Here is a 17,515-nt window from a genome sequence, read left to right as displayed (position 1 = left end):
TCCAAATGAAGCGCAACGAAATCAATCCCCTAATGGTAGCAGTTTAATCTTAACCCTTCAGCCTGACAGCACCTTTTCCAGAGCGGCCACGAGCTCGGCGCGCCGCTCCTTTGTAAGCTTGTCGAGATTCTCAAGCCGCCATTTGATTGCGGGCAGGTCGGCAGCACCCGGGACATCGATCAGTTTCCAGTCGGGCTCGCCACGTTCGAAAGACAGGAGAAACTGCTTGTGCGGGTCGGGCATGCTGCCAACGATATCGGTGATCAGGATTTCCCGCTCCTGAATGAGCTCCTTGAGCGTCACCGCTTCATCCGTCATGCCAACAAAACCACGGTTATAGTCCATGGTCATATCTTTGCGCCGCGCTGTGAGAACTTCATGCACCGGTCGCGTATGGCATTCGAGGTAAACAATGAACGCACGCCGCAAGGTGTCATCCACCCCTTCATTTTCGTAAAGGTCCCGTGTGTCAAAGAAGTCACGGGGATGCTGGCGGTCGAGTGCTGCAACTATCTTGCCCGCGTAGAGATCAGCGAAAGAAAGGACTGGGATTTCCGCAAAGCCGAACGTTTCCTCCACTTTTTCGGTCACGCCCTTGGTCTCGGGATTGTGGATGCTGCCGCGCAAGACGGGCGTCACGTCGATTTTGGTTGTCGCGCCGTCGGCGCGAACCAGGAGATGCGTTCGTGAGCCCTTTTGGCCTTCCGCAATGGTCGAGCCTGCGATCGTGCTCTTAACGCGTTCCGCGATGCGGCCCATCGCAGCATCGATTGCGGCAAGGGATTCCGGGTAAGGTTGTATCGGAAGATAGGTGAGGTCGACATCAACCGACAGGCGCGGCATATTGCGCACGAAAAGGTTTATCGCCGTGCCGCCCTTGAGGGCAAAGCATTTTTCTTCTGCGACAATTGGCAAGACGCGGAGGAGCAGAGCGACCTGCCGGCGGTAGCTTTCAGCGAATGCCATCGAGATCCTCAGGCACGGTGATGCGATAAGTCTTATCGAGTTTGCCGCCCTTAACCAGCATGCGTTTGCCATTGCCGAGATCAAAGGCCTTGCGGTCGAGCCGCTTGAGCCAGGCATGTTGATGGCGGTCGGCAAAGAAGAAGAATAGCCGCTTGACCTTCACGCTGCGGCATTCGGTAAGCAGCTTCTGCAAACGTCGCGGGCTGAGATTGGCGAGGCTCTCCATCAGCATATCGGCTTGATGGAAGCTCTCATGCTTGGGGAGTTCGTCGAGTAATTCCAGGATGGCCCGCTCCGGCGTGGAGACCGCGAGGGGCCAATCCCACTGCCCCCATTGTTGGACTATCCAGTTTTCGTTCGGGCTGCTCGCGGGTTGGTTTTTGGCCTGGTCGAGATTCGTAAGACGCTCGAGCGGCAAACCGCGACGAAAGAGTGCGCGGTCATTGTGGTAGCGAAATTGGGCGTCGAGGCCGAGCTTGTTCAGCCAGTGCGGCGGTCTCTTGGGGCCGTACAGATGGACTTCTTTGAGGTTCTGAACCAGATAATGCGCGTATCCTTGTCCTTCGAGCGCCGTACGTCCGCCGACGAGCAGGGGATAAGAAAGTAGAGCCTGGAGTGAGATGACGACCTGCTGCCAGGAAAGAGCCCCACGTGGCCGACAGTAGACCCCGCGCGTCGGCTGCTTAAGCCAGCCCGCACTTACGTAGTGGCTGAGCAATTGTCGCGAGTAGCCGCGGGTTTTCAGCCATGCGGTATCGACCAGAACTCCTTCGGGAAGTTCTCGTTCGAGGCGGTTCAAAAGTCTCTGACTTTGTCCAACCATGTTTGACATTATAGCATATTTCCAAACTAAGTTCTAGTTTGAAAAGTGCCAGAAAAGTTAAACATAACTGGACAAGATGCCCACTTTCTAAACCGGCTGCTTTGGGTATTTGGATCTTCGGAGTGGGTTGCGGGAGCCGGATTTGAACCAGCGACCTCAAGGTTATGAGCCTTGCGAGCTACCAGACTGCTCCATCCCGCGGCCGAAGGGAGGATTGATATGCTCGCATCCTTCTAAAGTTGTATGACAATTATATTACAACTTAAAGGGATAAGATTGACTTACCCAAGTCCTCACGGCCTTGGCTCCGACCGTGGATTTTCCACGAACAAGGCTCTCGGTTTTGTGCCGCTTTGTGCCAGTTTTGTGCCGTGGAGTTTTTGGGAGCGATTGGTAATCGCGGCCGGAATTGACGTAACTAGTTGGAAAATAATGGTTTCCCTTGGTACTGCCCGGGAACGGCTTGTAAGCCATGAAAAAGCCAGCCAATGACGGGCTAATTCATTGATCCAACAAAGGAAAAGTTGGTTGCGGGGATAGGATTTGAACCTATGACCTTCAGGTTATGAGCCTGACGACCACCTAAGCACGCCATGTGCTTTGCACGCCATCAGACCCCTGTGCCGAATGAAGGCGATCCGCCGCTCGGCAGCAACTGTCGACATCCAGCGCGCGCCTATCTGAGATGACAGACATTCTGCAAATTTTCGCCGCCGTCCGCGGAAGCTTATTCGACGAATATTCGACGACTTTCGCGCGATCGAGGCAAGCTGTTGATCTTATTGGCGCTCCCTAGGGGAATCGAACCCCTGTTTCAGCCTTGAGAGGGCCGCGTCCTAACCGCTAGACGAAGGGAGCGTGAGGTGAACCGCATAGCCTCGAAATCGCCGCGCCGCAAGACGGAAGAGGCAAATTTCGCGGATGATGTTGCGGACGGGTTTTCGCCGCCGGCCTCACGGCGCCTGGAGCTGGGCCATCAGCGCGGCGCCCGGGCCGGGGTCCATGCGATACAGCACGGTGCCGGACATCGCGCCGGACAGGCCCGACCTCGGGGGCATCAAGGTGCCGCTGCCGCCGGCATAGGACTGGTTCAGCAGCACCTGGCCGGGCGGGCCATAGGGCGTCGCGCCGAGGCACAGATAGTAGACCTGCCCGGCCTCGACCTGGATCTCGGTCTCATAGGGCAGCGAAATGCCGGAATTGACCGACAGCTCGTAGGTGCCAGCCGGACGATCAACGAACAGATAATAGCCGTTGCGCAGCGCGCCGACGGTCTTGCCGGCGACCTTGACGTCGGCGGTGCCCGCCGTGGTGCCCATGGCGCCGACGAGGCCCTTCTCGCGCAGGAAATAAATCCGCGCCATCCGGCCGTCGCGCTGCTTGGTTTGCGATTCCAGCGCCGTCGTGGCGGCACAGGCGGTCAGCAGCAGCGCCGCCGCCAGCAGGCTCAGCGCGCGCGAAAGATGTCCGGTCATGACTCCCCACTCCAAAGTTCCCCGGGGGTCTTTAGAGCAGACATGGAACCGGCGGACAACGATACCGGGAGTGGCAGATGGGCCGGCTTTCGCGGGTTTGGCGATGGTTCCCGGGACGAAGCCGAGCTGTCAGCCGCACCGACGGTGCGCCCCCTCTCCCGCTTGCGGGGGAGGGGTGGGGGTGGGGGCGGCCGCGGGCACCGGTGCCAGTCGAGAGAGTTCCCCCACCCGCATCGCATCTTTCGATGCGATGCGACCTCCCCCGCAGGCGGGGGAGGCGCTGACCGCCCGCGGTGTGAAAGCCGGGGCTAAAAGAAAGATGGGCCAGAATGATCAGGCGAAACCGCCCTGCCCTTACGGCTCCACCGCGAAGCGGAGGCGGCCGGTGGGTTTGAGGGTCTTGGCGTCGAAGGTGCGGATCTCGGTGGTGCCGCCGACATCCAGCGTCACCGCCAGGCGGTCGCCGGCGGTGCCGGTGGCGACGATGCGGGCGCCCTTCGGGAGCATGGCGGTGAGGTCCGGGCCCGAAGCCGTGCTTCCATCGCCGCGGAAAAGGCGGTAGCCGATGGCGACCAGAAGCACGGCGATCGCGATCGAGGTGGTCACGCCCGCGATCATCATCATGCGCCGCAGCCGCGCCATCAGCTGGGCCTGCTCGGGCGAGGACGGCTCGGGCGCAACGGTAGAATTCATGGACATCTCGACTTCACAATCCCACGGTCTGATGACGGTCACGGTCGCCGGCGACGAAGGCTCGCCGCGGCTCGATCGCGTGCTGGCGGCCAGGCTGCCGGAGCTGTCGCGGTCCCGGCTGAAGGCGCTGATCCTGGCCGGACAGGTGTCGCTCCGCGCGGTGGCGGTGCGGGACCCCGCTTATCACGTCACGGCCGGCGACACGATCACAATCGACGTGCCGGAGGCCGTCCCGGCCGAGCCCGCCGCCGAGGCGATCCCGCTGAAAATCATCTACGAGGACGACGACATCATCGTCATCGACAAGCCGGCCGGCCTCGTCGTGCACCCCGCGGCCGGGCACGAGACCGGCACGCTGGTGAACGCGCTGATCGCGCATTGCGGCGCCAGTCTTTCCGGGATCGGCGGGGTCAAGCGGCCGGGCATCGTGCACCGGCTGGACAAGGACACCACCGGGCTGATGGTCGTGGCGAAGAACGACCACGCCCACGCCTCGCTGAGCGCGCAGTTCGCCGATCACGGCCGCACCGGCGCGATGGAGCGCGGCTATCTCGCCTTTGCCTGGGGCGTGCCGCACCGGCCGCACGGCACCATCAATGCGGCCATCGACCGCCATCCGCATGCCCGCGACAAGATGGCGGTGCGCGCAAAAGGCCGCGAGGCCATCACCCATTACGAGGTGCAGGCGAGTTTTACCGGCCGCGACGGCAAGCCGGTGGCGTCGCTGATCGCCTGCCATCTCGAGACCGGGCGCACCCACCAGATCCGGGTGCATCTCGCCCATCTCGGGCACCCGCTGCTCGGTGATTCCGTCTATGGCCCGCATTTCAAGACCAAGGCCAACCAGCTCGCGCCGGGCGCGCGGGCGGCGCTCGAGGCGCTCGGGCGGCAGGCGCTGCACGCCTATCTGCTGGTGATCGAGCACCCCCGGACGGGAGAAATAATGCGCTGGGAATCGGAGCTTCCGGAGGATCTTTCTCTTTTGGGGCGCGCCTTGCGAGCGGCGCTATGACGCAGGACCTTCAGAAAAACGCAAGCATGTCAAAAACTTAATGGAGCCACACGGGGTCGTGACCCCCGGAATCCTTCCACCGGGGGGCGAAAATGGTGTATGTTGCGCCTGCGTCGAATGGTCGACGCATGGAACGTCGCAAACCGGTTGGCTTTAACCAAGCGACCGCTTTGCCTGGCCCGCCGCTATCGGGGGCCTGAACCAACTGGAGGGCGCTCAATGGCCCGTACAGCTACACTGCCGGTTCTCAACGGAGAATCGGGACTTTCACGCTACCTCGCCGAGATCCGCAAGTTCCCGATGCTGGAACCGCAGGAGGAGTACATGCTCGCCAAGCGTTGGCGCGAGCATGACGACAGCGACGCAGCGCATAAACTCGTGACCAGCCACCTCAGGCTCGTGGCCAAGATCGCCATGGGCTATCGCGGCTACGGCCTGCCGATATCCGAAGTCGTTTCGGAAGGCAATGTCGGCCTGATGCAGGCGGTGAAAAGGTTTGAGCCCGAGAAGGGCTTTCGCCTCGCCACCTACGCCATGTGGTGGATCAAGGCGTCGATACAAGAGTACATTCTGAGATCGTGGTCGCTCGTGAAGATGGGCACCACCGCGAACCAGAAGAAGCTGTTCTTCAACCTGCGCAAGGCCAAGAGCCGCATCAACGCGCTGGATGAAGGCGATCTGCATCCGGATCAGGTCAAGCTGATCGCGAAGCGCCTCGGCGTGACCGATCAGGACGTGGTCGACATGAACCGCCGCCTCGGCGGCGACGCCTCGCTGAACGCGCCGATCCGCGACGACGGCGAAGCGGGCGAATGGCAGGACTGGCTGGTCGACAATACGCCCAACCAGGAAGCCATCATGGCCGAGCACGAGGAATACGACCACCGGCGGCAGGCGCTGAACGGCGCGATCGGCGTGCTCAACGCGCGCGAGCGCCGCATCTTCGAGGCGCGGCGCCTGGCCGACGAGCCGATGACGCTCGAGGACCTGGCGGCCGAGTTCGGCGTGTCGCGCGAGCGGGTGCGCCAGATCGAGGTGCGCGCGTTCGAGAAGGTGCAGTCCGCCGTCAAGGGCGCCATCGCCAGGCAGGAGGCGGCGGCCCTGGAGGCCGCGCACTAGACGCGCGGCTTGCTTGAAGGTGGTTTTTGGATGCGATCGGAGCCGGCGGAGACGCCGGCTTCTTGTTAGGTGCAGTTAGTCGGGCGCGGCGCGGGCGAGCTCGGCGAGCGCACAGCCCTCGCAATAGCGCGCGTCCTTGTAGTCGATCCAGTTGTGCGCATAGATCCGCTCCCGGACTATTCCATAGCGCAGCCGAAGCAGCTTCGAGAGCACGCGCCAGGCGGCGACCTGGGCGTCCGTCGGAGGCGTGGTGACGTCGGGATAGTTGCCGGCGAACTCCACACCAATGGAATTGTCGCGCACGACCTTGCGATAGGTGGGGCCGTTGTCGATATAGCGGTTGTCGTTGCGGTTGGCGCCGTCGCCATGCAAGGTCACCAGGGTTTCCGGCACCGCCCAATACACCGTGCCGTCGGTTTCCACCCAGATGGTGACGCCGCGCCGTTTCGGGTTCTTGGCTTGCGCCAGCGCCCCCGCCCGCGCCGACCCCGCCGGGCCCTCGGTCTGGTGGACGATGATGTTGGTCCAAGGATGGGCGAGGTGCGGATCGCCCCACGGCGCCAGCCAGACCATCTTCAGTCCCGGGATGTCCGGCGTGCCGGACGAACGGGCGAGCGACGTGAGATCCTCAGCCGCAACAGGCAGAGGCAGCGCGACGAGAAGCAGCGCGAGCGCTGCGCGGTGGGAGAACAGGACCGGCCTCATGGTCGGCAACGATAGCACCGGCTACCCGGCGGCGGCATCCTGCCGGCGCGGCGGCGCCATCATCGGCTCGATCTGGTCCGGCGCCAGTGTCGGCGTCTCGTGGTCGGCGGCGAAGACGGCATAGCGGTTCTTGCCCTCCTTCTTGGCGGCATAGAGCGCCTGGTCCGCCCGCGCCATCAGCCGGTCGGGGAAGGCGCCGACATCCTCGGTCCATTCGGCGATGCCGATCGAGACCTCGATCGGCACCTCGGCGCCGGCACAGGCCTCCGCATCGTCGCGGCAGACCTGCAGGATGCGCCGCGCGATCATCGCGCCTTCGCGCAAGGCGGACGCCGGCAGCACGATGCAGAATTCGTCGCCACCGGTGCGCGCCAGCATGTCGCCGGGGCGCAGCCGGGTCTGGGCCATCAGCGTGAAGTGCTGCAGGCAGGCATCGCCGGCAGCATGGCCATGGGTGTCGTTGATGATCTTGAAGCCGTCGAGATCGATCACCAATAGCGCGAACGGCCGCCGCGAGCGCTCGGCGCGCGCGCATTCCTCGCTCAGGCGCTGCATCAGGTGACGGCGGTTGGCGACGCCGGTGAGATCGTCGAGCAGCGCGAGGTCGGCGACCTCGTTGCGCAGCCGGTCCACCGCCATCAGCAGGAAGCCGAAATTGAGCGACATCGACAGGAAGATCAGCAGCAGCACCGCGGCGGCCTGACCGCTGGTGGAGCGGCTGAAATTGAAATCGGCGCCGATGAACGCCCCGATCGAGCGCGCGGCAAACACCGCGATGATCAGAACGGACAGCAGGCCGGCCAGCCGCGCTCCCGGATTGACGGGCCCGCGCCTCGCATCCAGCACCAGCCGCGCGATGATCGCCATGGGGACCGCCTGCCCGATCGAGTAGCACAGGATCCTCAGCGGGCCGTGGTCGTATCCGTATTGGAAAAATGCGATCGACGAGCAGGTCATCGCGACGACGGTCAAGCTCAGCCGCCACGACGCCCTGGAGCCATAGAAGCGCTCGACGCCCATCGCCGCGAGGCAGATCGCGAAGGTCATCAGCGAGCCGCCGACCAGCAGCGGAACGAACGAGCCGAAATAGAACCGCGTCAGCGCGAACGCCGCCGCCGGCGCGCACATGAACGCAGATGCCGTCCAGTACCGCGCCGAATCCAGATTGGGATAGCTGCGCATCACGTAGGCCCAGATCAGGCCCAACGCGAGGAAATTGACCACGAAGGCGGTCCACAGCGTCGGAACGTTCAGCATCCCGACAGCAGGACGCCGCAGGTCCTGTCCTCGATGTTCAATAACGCCGCGCTCATGAGCTACCCTGTTGCTCGAGGCAACATGGGCGCGGCGCAGTTAACGGTTCCTCAAGGGCCCAACCAAGGTTGCGCCTTGGTTTTGAATCAATGAAGACACCTTTTACGATCCGCTAACCTTGTCACGCCCCCGAGCGCCAGCGGCGCAACTGGCCGGCGAATGCATCGAGCTGTGGATAAGCGCAACCGCGCTGGTGACAGCGTGAGGCAGAGCTTCGCGAATCTGCTGGGATCGACACCCGAGGCTGATGCATGGCTGGCGTGCGCCAGCGAAGCCTCAAAGTCGCGTTGCAATCCATCAACTCCTGACGAGGATTCCATGGCGAAGAAGGCGAAGAAGGCCGCAAAGGCCACCAAGAAAGCTGCGAAGAAGACCAAGAAGGCTGCCAAGAAGAAGTAGTTGCACTTCCCGGGTGGGAGCGCGGCTTCCACCCGGCTCTCAGTCAGCTCGACCCGCTAGCCGATCCTACGTCTCCACCGGTCGGCGGTTGCCACGCAACACGCCTCACCTGATATCGGGCGTGCGCTCGAGCGTCACCTCGGCTTCGCGCAGCACGTCCAGCGGCGCCCACGGCTTGCTCCAGAACTTCGTGCCGCCCGGCAGCGGCTGCGACAACGGCCGGCCAGAAGTGACGACCACATTGATGTGGGGGTGACGCGCCTTGGCGAGATGGGCAAGCTCGACCCCGTTCATGCGGCCCGCCAGATTGACGTCGGTCATCAGCAGCACGATGCGATGACCCGGCTTGTTCAGGACGAGTTCGGCGGCCTCCGCGCTCTCACACGCGATCACGTCGTACTCGCTCTCTTCGAGCAGCAGCGTGATCATCTCGCGCTGCGCCAGATCGTCTTCCACGATCAGTGCGGTGGCGCGAAAAGGTTGCGACTGTCCCATGCAGGTCCTCCACGAATGTGTGCTCGCAAAGTAATGTGAGTTAAAAGCTGAACGGCCGGATGGTTCGGTTCCAATCAGAAAAAGTGGCAGAAAACCCAGCTGCAATTGGAACAGGCACGCAGAACCGGTCGATCAGGGGAGTGAAGCGACAATGACGATCATTCGAGGCGCATCTGCCGCCGTGACAGGCGCAGCCAGCGGCATTGGCCGTGCGCTGGCGCAGGAGCTGGCGGCCCGCGGTTGCGATCTCGCGCTCGCCGACCGCGACGAGGCGGGCCTCGCAAGCCTCGCCGCCGAGCTCACCGCAAGCGGCCGCAAGGTGACCACGCACCGGCTGGACGTCAGCGATGTGGCTGCAGTCACCCAGTTCGCAGTAGACGCAACCCGCGCGCATCCCGGCCTCAACATCGTCGTCAACAATGCTGGCGTGGCACTGTTCGGCAGCTTCGCCGAGATCGATCAGGCGGAGATGGAGTGGCTGTTCAACATCAATTTCTGGGGCGTCGTGCACGGCACGCGCGCGTTCCTGCCGCATCTTTCGCGCCAGCGCGAAGCGCACGTCGTCAACCTGTCCTCGATCTTCGGCATCATCGCTCCGCCCGGCCAATCGGCCTACGCCGCGGCAAAGTTCGCAGTAAGGGGATTTTCCGAGAGCCTGCGTCACGAACTCACAGCCGCCGGCAGTCCCGTGCGGCTGTCCGTCGTGCATCCCGGCGGCATCGCCACGGCGATTGCGCGCAATGCCCGCGCCGGCCAGGGCATGACCGACAATGCGCGCCGCGTGCAGGCCATCGAGCGGTTCGAGCGGCTTGCCAGGACCAGCCCGCGCGACGCCGCGTCGCGGATCATCGAGGGCATCGAGCGCAATGAGCCCCGCATCCTGATCGGCGGCGATGCGCGCTTCATGGATCTCCTGCAGCGCTTCATGCCGGCCACCTATTGGCGCGTGATGGCGAAGCGGCTCGAGAAGGCGGCCGCGAAGCAGGGATGAGCCACGGGACAGGAGCCCCCGCCCCGGCTCGCGCCCGTGGCGGATACGCCGGAGCGATCGGCGTGTCGGCGAGCTTGTACTTCAGCCACCCAACGACCGGTCAGGCCGCCCTGATATGGGCTAGGAACTGGTTGACCTCGCTACGCAGCCGGGTCGACTGCTGCGCGAGCTCGCCGGCCGCCGACAGCACCTCGTTGGCGGCGTGGCCGGTCTGCACGACCCCGGACGTGACGCCCGCGATGTTGCGCGTGACGTCCTGGGTCTTGCCGGCGACGACGTTCACATTGCCGGCGATCTCGCGGGTCGCGGCGTCCTGTTGCGCGATCGATGAGGCGATGATGGTCGAGATCTCGTCGACCTCCTGGATCGTGGTGCAGATCATACCGATGCTCTGGACCGCGGCGGCGGTTTCGGCCTGAACCGCGGCGATCTGAGCACCAATCTCTTCGGTCGCCTTGGCCGTTTGGGTCGCCAGCGTCTTCACCTCGCTGGCGACGACGGCGAATCCCCTGCCCGACTCGCCGGCGCGCGCGGCCTCGATCGTCGCATTCAGCGCCAGCAGATTGGTCTGGCTGGCGATCTGGGTGATGAGTGCGACGACCTCGCCGATCTTGCTGGCCGCAATGTTGAGCCGCTGCACCTTGTCGTTGGATTGCTGCCCTTCGTCCGCGGCCTTGCGAACCACGGACGACGCACGCTCGAGCGTCTTGCTGATCTCGTTCATCGAGGATGACAGCTCTTCGGCCGCCGAGGCAACGGTGTTGACATTGTCCGACGCGGAGCCGCACGCCTGCGATACCGTCAGGGCCTGCTGCTTCGACTGATCGATCGTCACCGACATCGAACGGGCGGTCGCCTCCATTTCGATGGCCGCAGCCGACACGGCGTCGACGACGCCGCGGACGCTGGCCTCGAAGCCATCGGCCACCTCCATCAGCATGCGGCGCCGGTCCTCCTCGGCACGAGCCTGGGCCTTCTCCTGCTCCGCCTGCAGATCCCTCATCCGGACGGCGTTGTCCCTGAAGATCGAAACGGCGCGTGCCATCTGTCCGACCTCGTCCTTGCGCCAGTCGGCCGGGACGCGAACGTCCAGGTTGCCGTCGGCGAGCTCGCGCATGGCGCTCGTCATCTGGACGATCGGGCGGGAGATGCTGCGCGCGATCAGCAGCCCGGCGAGCGCGATCAGCACGAGGCCGGCCAGCGTCATCCCGATCGCCAACGCCCCGGCGCGATTGCGAGCCTGGATGAACTCGCTGTTGTCCATGATGATCTCGACGGCCCCGATCGGCTTGCCGGAGAAATCCTTGATCGGGCCCAGCAGCGCGACGACCGGAACACCCTCGAGCTGTCCTTGGCGCGACAGGAAGCTGCCGGCCGATGCCTCCCGATAGTCGCCGCTTGCGAAGAAGGAGGTCTCCCCGATCGTCGTCGCGAACAGCTTGAAGCCGGTGTCGCCAGCCAGGCGGAACGCAACCTCGACATTCCGGCTGCGCTTGAACTCGTCGAAGAAGTTTTGGCCAAAGGTCAGGCCGAACTCGACCGAGCCCAGATGTTTGCCGGCGGAAACGATCGGTACGACGCCGCGGAGGCCGAGGCCGGCAACGCCGCCCTCCAGCCCGACGATCGGCTTGCGGTCGGTGTTGGCGGCCACCACCGTCTTGCGGAATCCCGACAGATCGTCGCCGAACTTGGCCGGCTGGTGCACCCGCAGGAAGGACATCGCCGGCGGCGTGTGAAACTGAAACTGGTCGACGCCGTAATCGGATTTCAGGCTGGCCATGCCCGCGCCGAACAGCCGCATCAAGGCGTCGCGGTCGTTCTGCGCCACGGCGTCCTGGACAGCGGGGATCTTGGCGACCACCGCACTCATCGCTTCCGCGCGGGTCGCCTCCAGCTGCAGGCGCGAATTGAAGGCGTCATATTGGGCGTGGAGCTCGCGCTCATTGGCGCGGTCGATGATGCCGCCGATGATCCACATGGCGACCAGCAGCACGAAGAGGGCCGTCGCTGCCGCACCGATCACCAGAGAAAGGGTGAGCCGGGTTCTCAAGCCAACAAACTTCAACATGCGATCCTCGAACGTCGACCGGTGTTCGAGTATTGCAGCGTTGCAACTAATTATTCCTGAACGAGTCAACCAATGGACTGGACCAACAACAAATTAGCTGCTGCGGGGCGGGAACGGCTATCGGAGCCTTCCGCCGCACACTCTGCTCTTAACCTGCCGCAATCCATGCTGGTTGCAGATCACTTCACCTCAACCCTTCACAAGTCCCGTCGGAACATGCTGACAGAGCAGAGCGTCCGACCTGTCCGGCAGGGCGCGTTCAGGCGACAGGACCGCCGCGCGCCCGCCAGCCGCTCATGCCGCCGGCATAGTGGCGGATATCCTGCCGCCCGGCCGACAGCGCCCGCCGCAGGGCGGTGGCCGAGCGGCCGCCGGCCTGGCAGATCAGAACCACCGGCTTGTCGTGCACGAGGCTGCCCGGGTCGAAACGCGACAGCGGGTGATTGACGGCGCCGGGGATGTGGCCGCCCTTGAACTCATGCGGCTCGCGCACGTCGACGATGACGCAGCTCCGCTGCTGATGCGCCCGCACCAGCTCATCATGCTCGATCGCCGGCACGCTGGTCGACCCGGTCAACCTGCTGAACAGTCCTGATAGCATGGGAGGAACCTCTCACTGTTTGACATAGGGGCACTCGGGCGACTCAGCCTAGCCCTGTGTCCGCTTCGCCTTGGCCGCGGACGCTTCGACCCAGAAGAAGAACGCACCTGCACCGATCGCGAGCGCGGCGAACCAGACGCCATCCGGCACGCCGGTGATGTCGGGCAGCCGCACCTTGCCGAGCGCCCAAACATTCAGGACATGGGCCTTCACCCAGTCGAAGCTCAGCGCATAGAGGATCGCCCCGACGATCATGCCGAAAGCGCCCACTGCAGCATGAACGCTGCCGCTGGCAATGGCGCCGAGCGCAGTGCCCGGGCAGTAGCCGTAAACCACCATGCCGACGCCGAACAGCGCCGCGCCGAGCGCGACCGCAAGCATGTTGGCGTCCTTGACGTAATACTTGGTGTTGCCGGTATCGACCAGCAGCAGAACGCCGATGCCGCCGACCACGATCGCCGTGCCCATCACCTTCAGCACGGTGAAGTCGCGCAGCCGGAACTGGTTCTCGATCACGTTGCAGCTCGTGACCTTGCCCTGCTGCAGGAGATAGCCGAACACGGCGCCCATCAACAGCGGACCGGCGATGCTCATCAATGACGTCATGGCCCTCCTCCTATGCTTTGCGGAACATGACGCGCGACACAACCAGGCCGGTCGCGAACATCACGGCGAGGAACAGCCAGCTCGACAGCGCCAGTTGCAGACCGCCTGAAATGCCGTGGCCGCTGGTGCAGCCGCCGGCCAGACGCGCGCCATACATGATGACGATGCCGCCGAGAAACGCAGCGACGAAGCGCTTGAACACCGACGGACCAAAGCGCTCCCGCCAGACCTCCGGCACCAGTTCGAGCCGCCACGTGCCGGAGATGACCGCCGACAAGAATGCGCCGAGCGGAATGCCGACCAGAAACCAGACGCCATAATCCCATTTCAGCGGCATCGACTTCCAATAACTGTTGGCGGCGACGGCGTCGGATCCGATCACCGGCACGGCGAACAGCGACGCGATGCGCGAGAACGCCGTCGTCACGCCGAGTGGGTCGCCGAACCCGGCAAAGGCCACCCAGCTGAGGATGCCGATGCCGGCGCCGACCAGATAAGGCGACCAGTCGATGTGCCCGGACTCGCCCAGATCCTTGACCATGACGTCGTTCATCATTGCCACGACGGGCCCTCCCCGCTGACGCGGCCCAGCGCCGCGACCGACGCGCGCTACTATATGCATATATTCGAATTTATGCAATTATAAATCGGCCGGTGCCGATAGGTGAAAGGCGAGATCCTGCGGCAGCGTGACGGCGAGGAATCAGCGGCACGGACGACCTCGGGGATGGCAGCCCCGAGCAAACCGCAGCGGCGCATGATCCGCCGCAGCCCCACGCTCTGTTCATGTCGGCGCGGCCTCTCGCAGGTCCATCGTCACCACGCGACTCGGTCGCGCCGCTTGCCGCGGCCGCGGGAGAAGTCCTCGAGATGAGGCTCGCAGGCCAACGCAGAAGCGATGCCCGGCGCGTGGTGGCCGGGCCTGCGCACCTGTCCAGCACTCCGACGCGGGCCGGCGAATGGCGGCGAGATCGGATCTGCGCGGCTCTCAGTCGCCGCGAGTTCCTAGGCGGCTCTCACGCCGGCGATGAACTTCTTCACTTCCATGCTCAGTCTGGCACTGTCGTCGGCCAGCGATTTCGCGGCGGACAGCACCTGGGATGCGGCGGTTCCGGTATCGACGGCACCGCGCTGCACATCCGCAACGTTGGCTGAGACCTGCTGCGTTCCCGCCGCCGCATGCTGGACGTTGCGCGAGATCTCCTGCGTGGCAGCGCCCTGCTGCTCCACGGCCGATGCGATCGTCGACGAAATCTCCTGCAATTTCTCGATGGTGATGCTGATGTCGCGGATGGCACCGACCGATTGCTGGGTGGCGGACTGGATGCCGGAGATCTGCTGGCCGATCTCGCCCGTGGCCTTCGCCGTCTGCTCGGCCAGCGCCTTGACCTCGGATGCGACCACCGCAAATCCACGGCCGGCCTCGCCGGCGCGTGCGGCCTCGATCGTTGCATTCAGCGCGAGCAGATTGGTCTGTCCGGCAATCGTATTGATCAGCTCGACGACGTCGCCGATGCGGGCAGCGGACTTCGAGAGCTCGCCGACCTGTTCATTGGTCCTGCGTGCCTGTGCCACCGCCTCATTGGCCATCCGGGCCGAATCCTGGACTTGCCTGCTGATCTCGTTGACGGACGCGGAGAGCTCCTCGGTCGCAGATGCCACCGACTGCACATTGGTGCAGGCTTCCTCGGAAGCCGCGGTGACGGATGTGGCCAGGTTCTGTGCGCGGCTCGCCGTGTTGCTGAGCCCGCCGGCGTGACCTTCCAAAGTGCTCGATGCCGTGGACACGGTATCGACGATCTCGCCGACCACGGCCTCGAAGCGGCCAGTGATCTCGTCGAGGCGCCGGCCGCGTTCCAGTTTCACCTCTGCCTCTCTCGAAGCGATATCGTCGGCCTGCTTCTTCGCAATCAAGGCGGTCTTGAAGACCTCCAGGGCGTCGGCCATCATGCCTACTTCGGTCTTCTGACCGCGATAGGGGATCTCAATCGCCAGGTTACCCTCACCGAGCGCCTGCATCGGCCTGATGATGGAAGCGATGCACCGGGAAATGTCGCGAACGAACCAGCTTCCGACGCCGATGCCGGTGAGAACGGCAAGGACGATGACCGTCGACATCAATGCAAATGCCTCGGCATAGCCATCCGCGGCGATCTTGGTTTCGGCGTCGGCGCCACGATTGTTGAGGTCAATCAGCTTTCGAAGAAATTCGTCCGACTGATTGGCGACGCTCCGGACCGTCTTGTTGAACAGATCGCTCGCCTGCTTGGTCGCGTTGCCGTTCCCTGCGCGCAGCACCTCGAGCACACCATCGGCAGCCCTGACATATTGCTCCCAGCCCCGCGACCAGCTCTCGAACAGGCTGCGCTCCTCGGCCGACGAGATCATCGCCTCATAGGAGCGGCGCGCCGTCGCGATGACGGCGAGCGTTGCCTTCATATTGCGGTCGAGATTGTCCTTCTCCTCAGTCGTATCAGCCGTCATGTAGGCTCGCAGCTGCGCCCGATTGAGATTGATCGCCGAACGCAACTCGCCGAGCACGCGCACGCTCGGCAGCCAGTTCTTGGCGATCTGTTCGGTATGCGTATTGATTGTCTGCATGCCGCGGACGGCCAGCAACCCGACGATGGTCATCGCCACCAGCAGCAGCGCAATGACGGCCGCCATTTTTGCTCGAATGGAGAGTTGCGACATCACGCGTGCCTTTCGTAGTCCCGGCGATTCGTATCGGTCCGCCGCATGATTGCGTCGTCCCCTCGCGACGGTATCACCCGACCTTCGCAAATTGGTTAACGGGCGGGATCTCCGGACTGGAATCTACCAACGTCATGATCGGGCACGATGGTCCGAATGCCGTGGTCGGCACGCATCTCCTGTGGCCGATCCGCGGACTACGCGATCTGCGCTCCGGCGTGACGACGCAAAGACGCGTGTCTTCGGGCTCGATCCGATCTGATCGGACAATGTTCTTCGTCGGAGGCTTGAAGTGCGCCGACACGCCACGCGTCGACGAGCCTGTGACAGACAGGTCCCGGAGATTCATGGATGCTGCGCCTTGACGCTGCATGTCCAATGCCGCTCAGCAGAAGCAGGCTCGCTTCCGCAGGATGCCTCAAGAAGGCATGACGGAGGGGGACTGAACCGGGCTCTGCGCCGGCTTGGTGGCGAACAGCCAGCGGTCGACGACAAAATCGGTGACGGCCGCACCCAACCACATGCCACCGAGCACGATCCACGCTGTGAGCGCAAACACCGATGCCCCGGTTACGCCGGCGCCAACGGCGCAGCCGCCCGCCAGCATCGCACCGAATCCCATCAGGACGGCGCCGATCATGTAACGGCGCATGCCGCGCCCATCCGAGAAGCCTTCGAGATTGAGTTCACGCGCCAGCGCGGCCGCAACGAACGAGCCGATGAACACACCCGGAATGATGCCGAGATCGAAGCCCGGCTTCAGTTGCGGGCTGGCGAGCACCTGCATCAGCAGCTCCGCCGAAGGACCGCTGAATGTCAGGCTCTTCAGCGGCACCGGCGAGAACGAGGCCTGGCCGAGCTGATAAGTGAGGAGCCAGCCCCCGGCGACCGCCGCGCCCGCGGCCACCGCCGAGCGCAGGATCTTCGGGCCAACCTGAAACTTCGACACGGCGGCGAGCCCGGCCAGGAACCACAGCATGCCGAAGCCGAGCTTCTCGGGCGTACCCCCGCCGAACAGGCTCATGATGTCGCGCGACGGTCCGCCGTCGACGAGCCAAAGATTGGTGAGCCACTCGCGTGCCGGCGCGAGCAGGCCGCGATAGGCCGACTGCGCCGTCACCGCGAAGACGAGGCCGGACAGCAGCGCCCGCAGATTGCCGTTGGCCGAGAGCACCAGCAGACGGCTGGCACAGCCTCTCGCCAGGATCATGCCGCAGCCGAACAGCGTGCCGCCGATCATCGCGCCGGAAATGCTGCCCTGCTGCGCCAGCTGGCGCGCTTCGGAGACGTCGAGCAGGCCCATCGCCACCAGCGTCTGGGTGCCCAGCAGCGCCGACGCGAAGGTGAGGAGCCACACCGCCAGCCGCGGACCGCCCTGCCCGCGCGCGAACTCGACCGTGGCCGCCCGGAGGCAGAAGCGGCTGCGCTGGGCGAAGAAGCCGAACGCGCCGCCGGCCGCGAGCCCGCACAGCAGCGACACCAGCTCCTCACCCAGAAGGTCGATCAATGCGGTGAGCACAGGCGCTCCCGTCGTTCAGGCCTGCCGCTCAACAT

The 17,515-nt window shown here is 64.2% G+C and carries 17 protein-coding genes and 2 tRNA genes; 4 read left to right on the top strand and 15 right to left on the bottom strand.

The annotated features are described in order from the left end of the window. Positions 1-57 precede the first annotated feature (57 nt). The 6 genes from QW861_RS30695 to QW861_RS30670 form a co-directional block, all read right to left on the bottom strand. Positions 58-966 (bottom strand): nucleotidyl transferase AbiEii/AbiGii toxin family protein, encoded by a 909-nt coding sequence (locus QW861_RS30695; protein WP_316193883.1) that lies wholly within the window; start codon positions 964-966, stop codon positions 58-60. Continuing rightward, positions 953-1,789 (bottom strand): type IV toxin-antitoxin system AbiEi family antitoxin domain-containing protein, encoded by an 837-nt coding sequence (locus QW861_RS30690; protein WP_316193899.1) that lies wholly within the window; start codon positions 1,787-1,789, stop codon positions 953-955. The genes QW861_RS30695 and QW861_RS30690 overlap by 14 nt, the downstream gene beginning before the upstream one ends. Positions 1,790-1,916: 127 nt before the next feature. Next, a tRNA-Met gene (locus QW861_RS30685) sits at positions 1,917-1,990 on the bottom strand. Positions 1,991-2,572: 582 nt separating this feature from the next. Further along, positions 2,573-2,647, bottom strand: a tRNA-Glu gene (locus tag QW861_RS30680). A gap of 95 nt (positions 2,648-2,742) precedes the next feature. Beyond that, the gene (locus QW861_RS30675; RefSeq protein ID WP_315754824.1) at positions 2,743-3,264 is read right to left on the bottom strand and encodes a DUF2846 domain-containing protein; all 522 of its coding nucleotides are present in this window, start codon (positions 3,262-3,264) and stop codon (positions 2,743-2,745) included. A 354-nt stretch (positions 3,265-3,618) separates the two neighbouring features. After that, entirely contained in the window at positions 3,619-3,957 is a 339-nt protein-coding gene (locus QW861_RS30670; protein WP_315718294.1) for a hypothetical protein, read from the bottom strand. Positions 3,958-3,988: 31 nt separating this feature from the next. On the opposite strand from QW861_RS30670, the gene QW861_RS30665 reads away from it, so the two are divergent. Both QW861_RS30665 and rpoH read left to right on the top strand, forming a co-directional pair. Beyond that, positions 3,989-4,969, top strand: coding sequence for an RluA family pseudouridine synthase (locus tag QW861_RS30665; RefSeq protein WP_316193898.1), 981 nt, complete (start codon positions 3,989-3,991; stop codon positions 4,967-4,969). A gap of 219 nt (positions 4,970-5,188) precedes the next feature. Next, entirely contained in the window at positions 5,189-6,088 is a 900-nt protein-coding gene (rpoH, locus tag QW861_RS30660; protein ID WP_315754871.1) for an RNA polymerase sigma factor RpoH, read from the top strand. A 75-nt stretch (positions 6,089-6,163) separates the two neighbouring features. Here the strand turns inward: rpoH and QW861_RS30655 are convergent, their stop codons facing one another. Both QW861_RS30655 and QW861_RS30650 read right to left on the bottom strand, forming a co-directional pair. Then, positions 6,164-6,793 carry a peptidoglycan recognition family protein gene (locus tag QW861_RS30655; RefSeq protein WP_315754873.1) on the bottom strand — a complete coding sequence of 210 codons (630 nt, stop codon included), beginning with the start codon at positions 6,791-6,793 and terminating at the stop codon, positions 6,164-6,166. A gap of 21 nt (positions 6,794-6,814) precedes the next feature. Next, positions 6,815-8,050 (bottom strand): GGDEF domain-containing protein, encoded by a 1,236-nt coding sequence (locus QW861_RS30650; protein ID WP_316193882.1) that lies wholly within the window; start codon positions 8,048-8,050, stop codon positions 6,815-6,817. 228 nt (positions 8,051-8,278) lie between these two features. Between QW861_RS30650 and QW861_RS30645 the strand changes: the two genes are divergently transcribed. Further along, on the top strand, positions 8,279-8,506 hold the full coding sequence (locus QW861_RS30645) for a hypothetical protein (RefSeq protein ID WP_315718297.1): 228 nt from the start codon (positions 8,279-8,281) through the stop codon (positions 8,504-8,506). 105 nt (positions 8,507-8,611) lie between these two features. Here QW861_RS30645 and QW861_RS30640 read toward each other — a convergent pair whose 3' ends face one another. Then, positions 8,612-9,001, bottom strand: a complete 390-nt coding sequence (locus QW861_RS30640; protein WP_315718298.1) for a response regulator — start codon at positions 8,999-9,001, stop codon at positions 8,612-8,614. 151 nt (positions 9,002-9,152) lie between these two features. On the opposite strand from QW861_RS30640, the gene QW861_RS30635 reads away from it, so the two are divergent. Continuing rightward, positions 9,153-9,992: an SDR family NAD(P)-dependent oxidoreductase gene (locus QW861_RS30635; RefSeq protein ID WP_316193881.1), complete on the top strand. Its 840-nt coding sequence runs from the start codon at positions 9,153-9,155 to the stop codon at positions 9,990-9,992. Between the two features lie 100 nt (positions 9,993-10,092). Here QW861_RS30635 and QW861_RS30630 read toward each other — a convergent pair whose 3' ends face one another. The 6 genes from QW861_RS30630 to QW861_RS30605 all read right to left on the bottom strand — a co-directional run bounded on the left by QW861_RS30630 (position 10,093) and on the right by QW861_RS30605 (position 17,480). Beyond that, entirely contained in the window at positions 10,093-12,060 is a 1,968-nt protein-coding gene (locus QW861_RS30630; protein ID WP_316193880.1) for a methyl-accepting chemotaxis protein, read from the bottom strand. Positions 12,061-12,319: 259 nt separating this feature from the next. After that, entirely contained in the window at positions 12,320-12,661 is a 342-nt protein-coding gene (locus tag QW861_RS30625; protein WP_315718300.1) for a rhodanese-like domain-containing protein, read from the bottom strand. A gap of 48 nt (positions 12,662-12,709) precedes the next feature. Beyond that, a complete protein-coding gene (locus QW861_RS30620; protein WP_315718301.1) occupies positions 12,710-13,267 on the bottom strand; it encodes a YeeE/YedE thiosulfate transporter family protein in 558 nt (185 codons plus the stop codon). 10 nt (positions 13,268-13,277) lie between these two features. Continuing rightward, positions 13,278-13,820, bottom strand: coding sequence for a YeeE/YedE thiosulfate transporter family protein (locus QW861_RS30615; protein ID WP_316193897.1), 543 nt, complete (start codon positions 13,818-13,820; stop codon positions 13,278-13,280). A gap of 452 nt (positions 13,821-14,272) precedes the next feature. Beyond that, complete coding sequence (locus tag QW861_RS30610) at positions 14,273-15,961, bottom strand: methyl-accepting chemotaxis protein (protein ID WP_316193879.1); 1,689 nt, start codon at positions 15,959-15,961, stop codon at positions 14,273-14,275. Positions 15,962-16,379: 418 nt separating this feature from the next. Next, positions 16,380-17,480, bottom strand: a complete 1,101-nt coding sequence (locus QW861_RS30605) for a YeeE/YedE family protein (protein WP_316193878.1) — start codon at positions 17,478-17,480, stop codon at positions 16,380-16,382. Positions 17,481-17,515 lie beyond the last annotated feature (35 nt).

The organism is Bradyrhizobium sp. SZCCHNRI1029, from assembly GCF_032487555.1.
GTDB lineage: Bacteria > Pseudomonadota > Alphaproteobacteria > Rhizobiales > Xanthobacteraceae > Bradyrhizobium.
The sequence above is the reverse complement of the archived record's forward strand: the minus strand, read 5'-3'. Positions and strand labels throughout refer to the sequence as shown.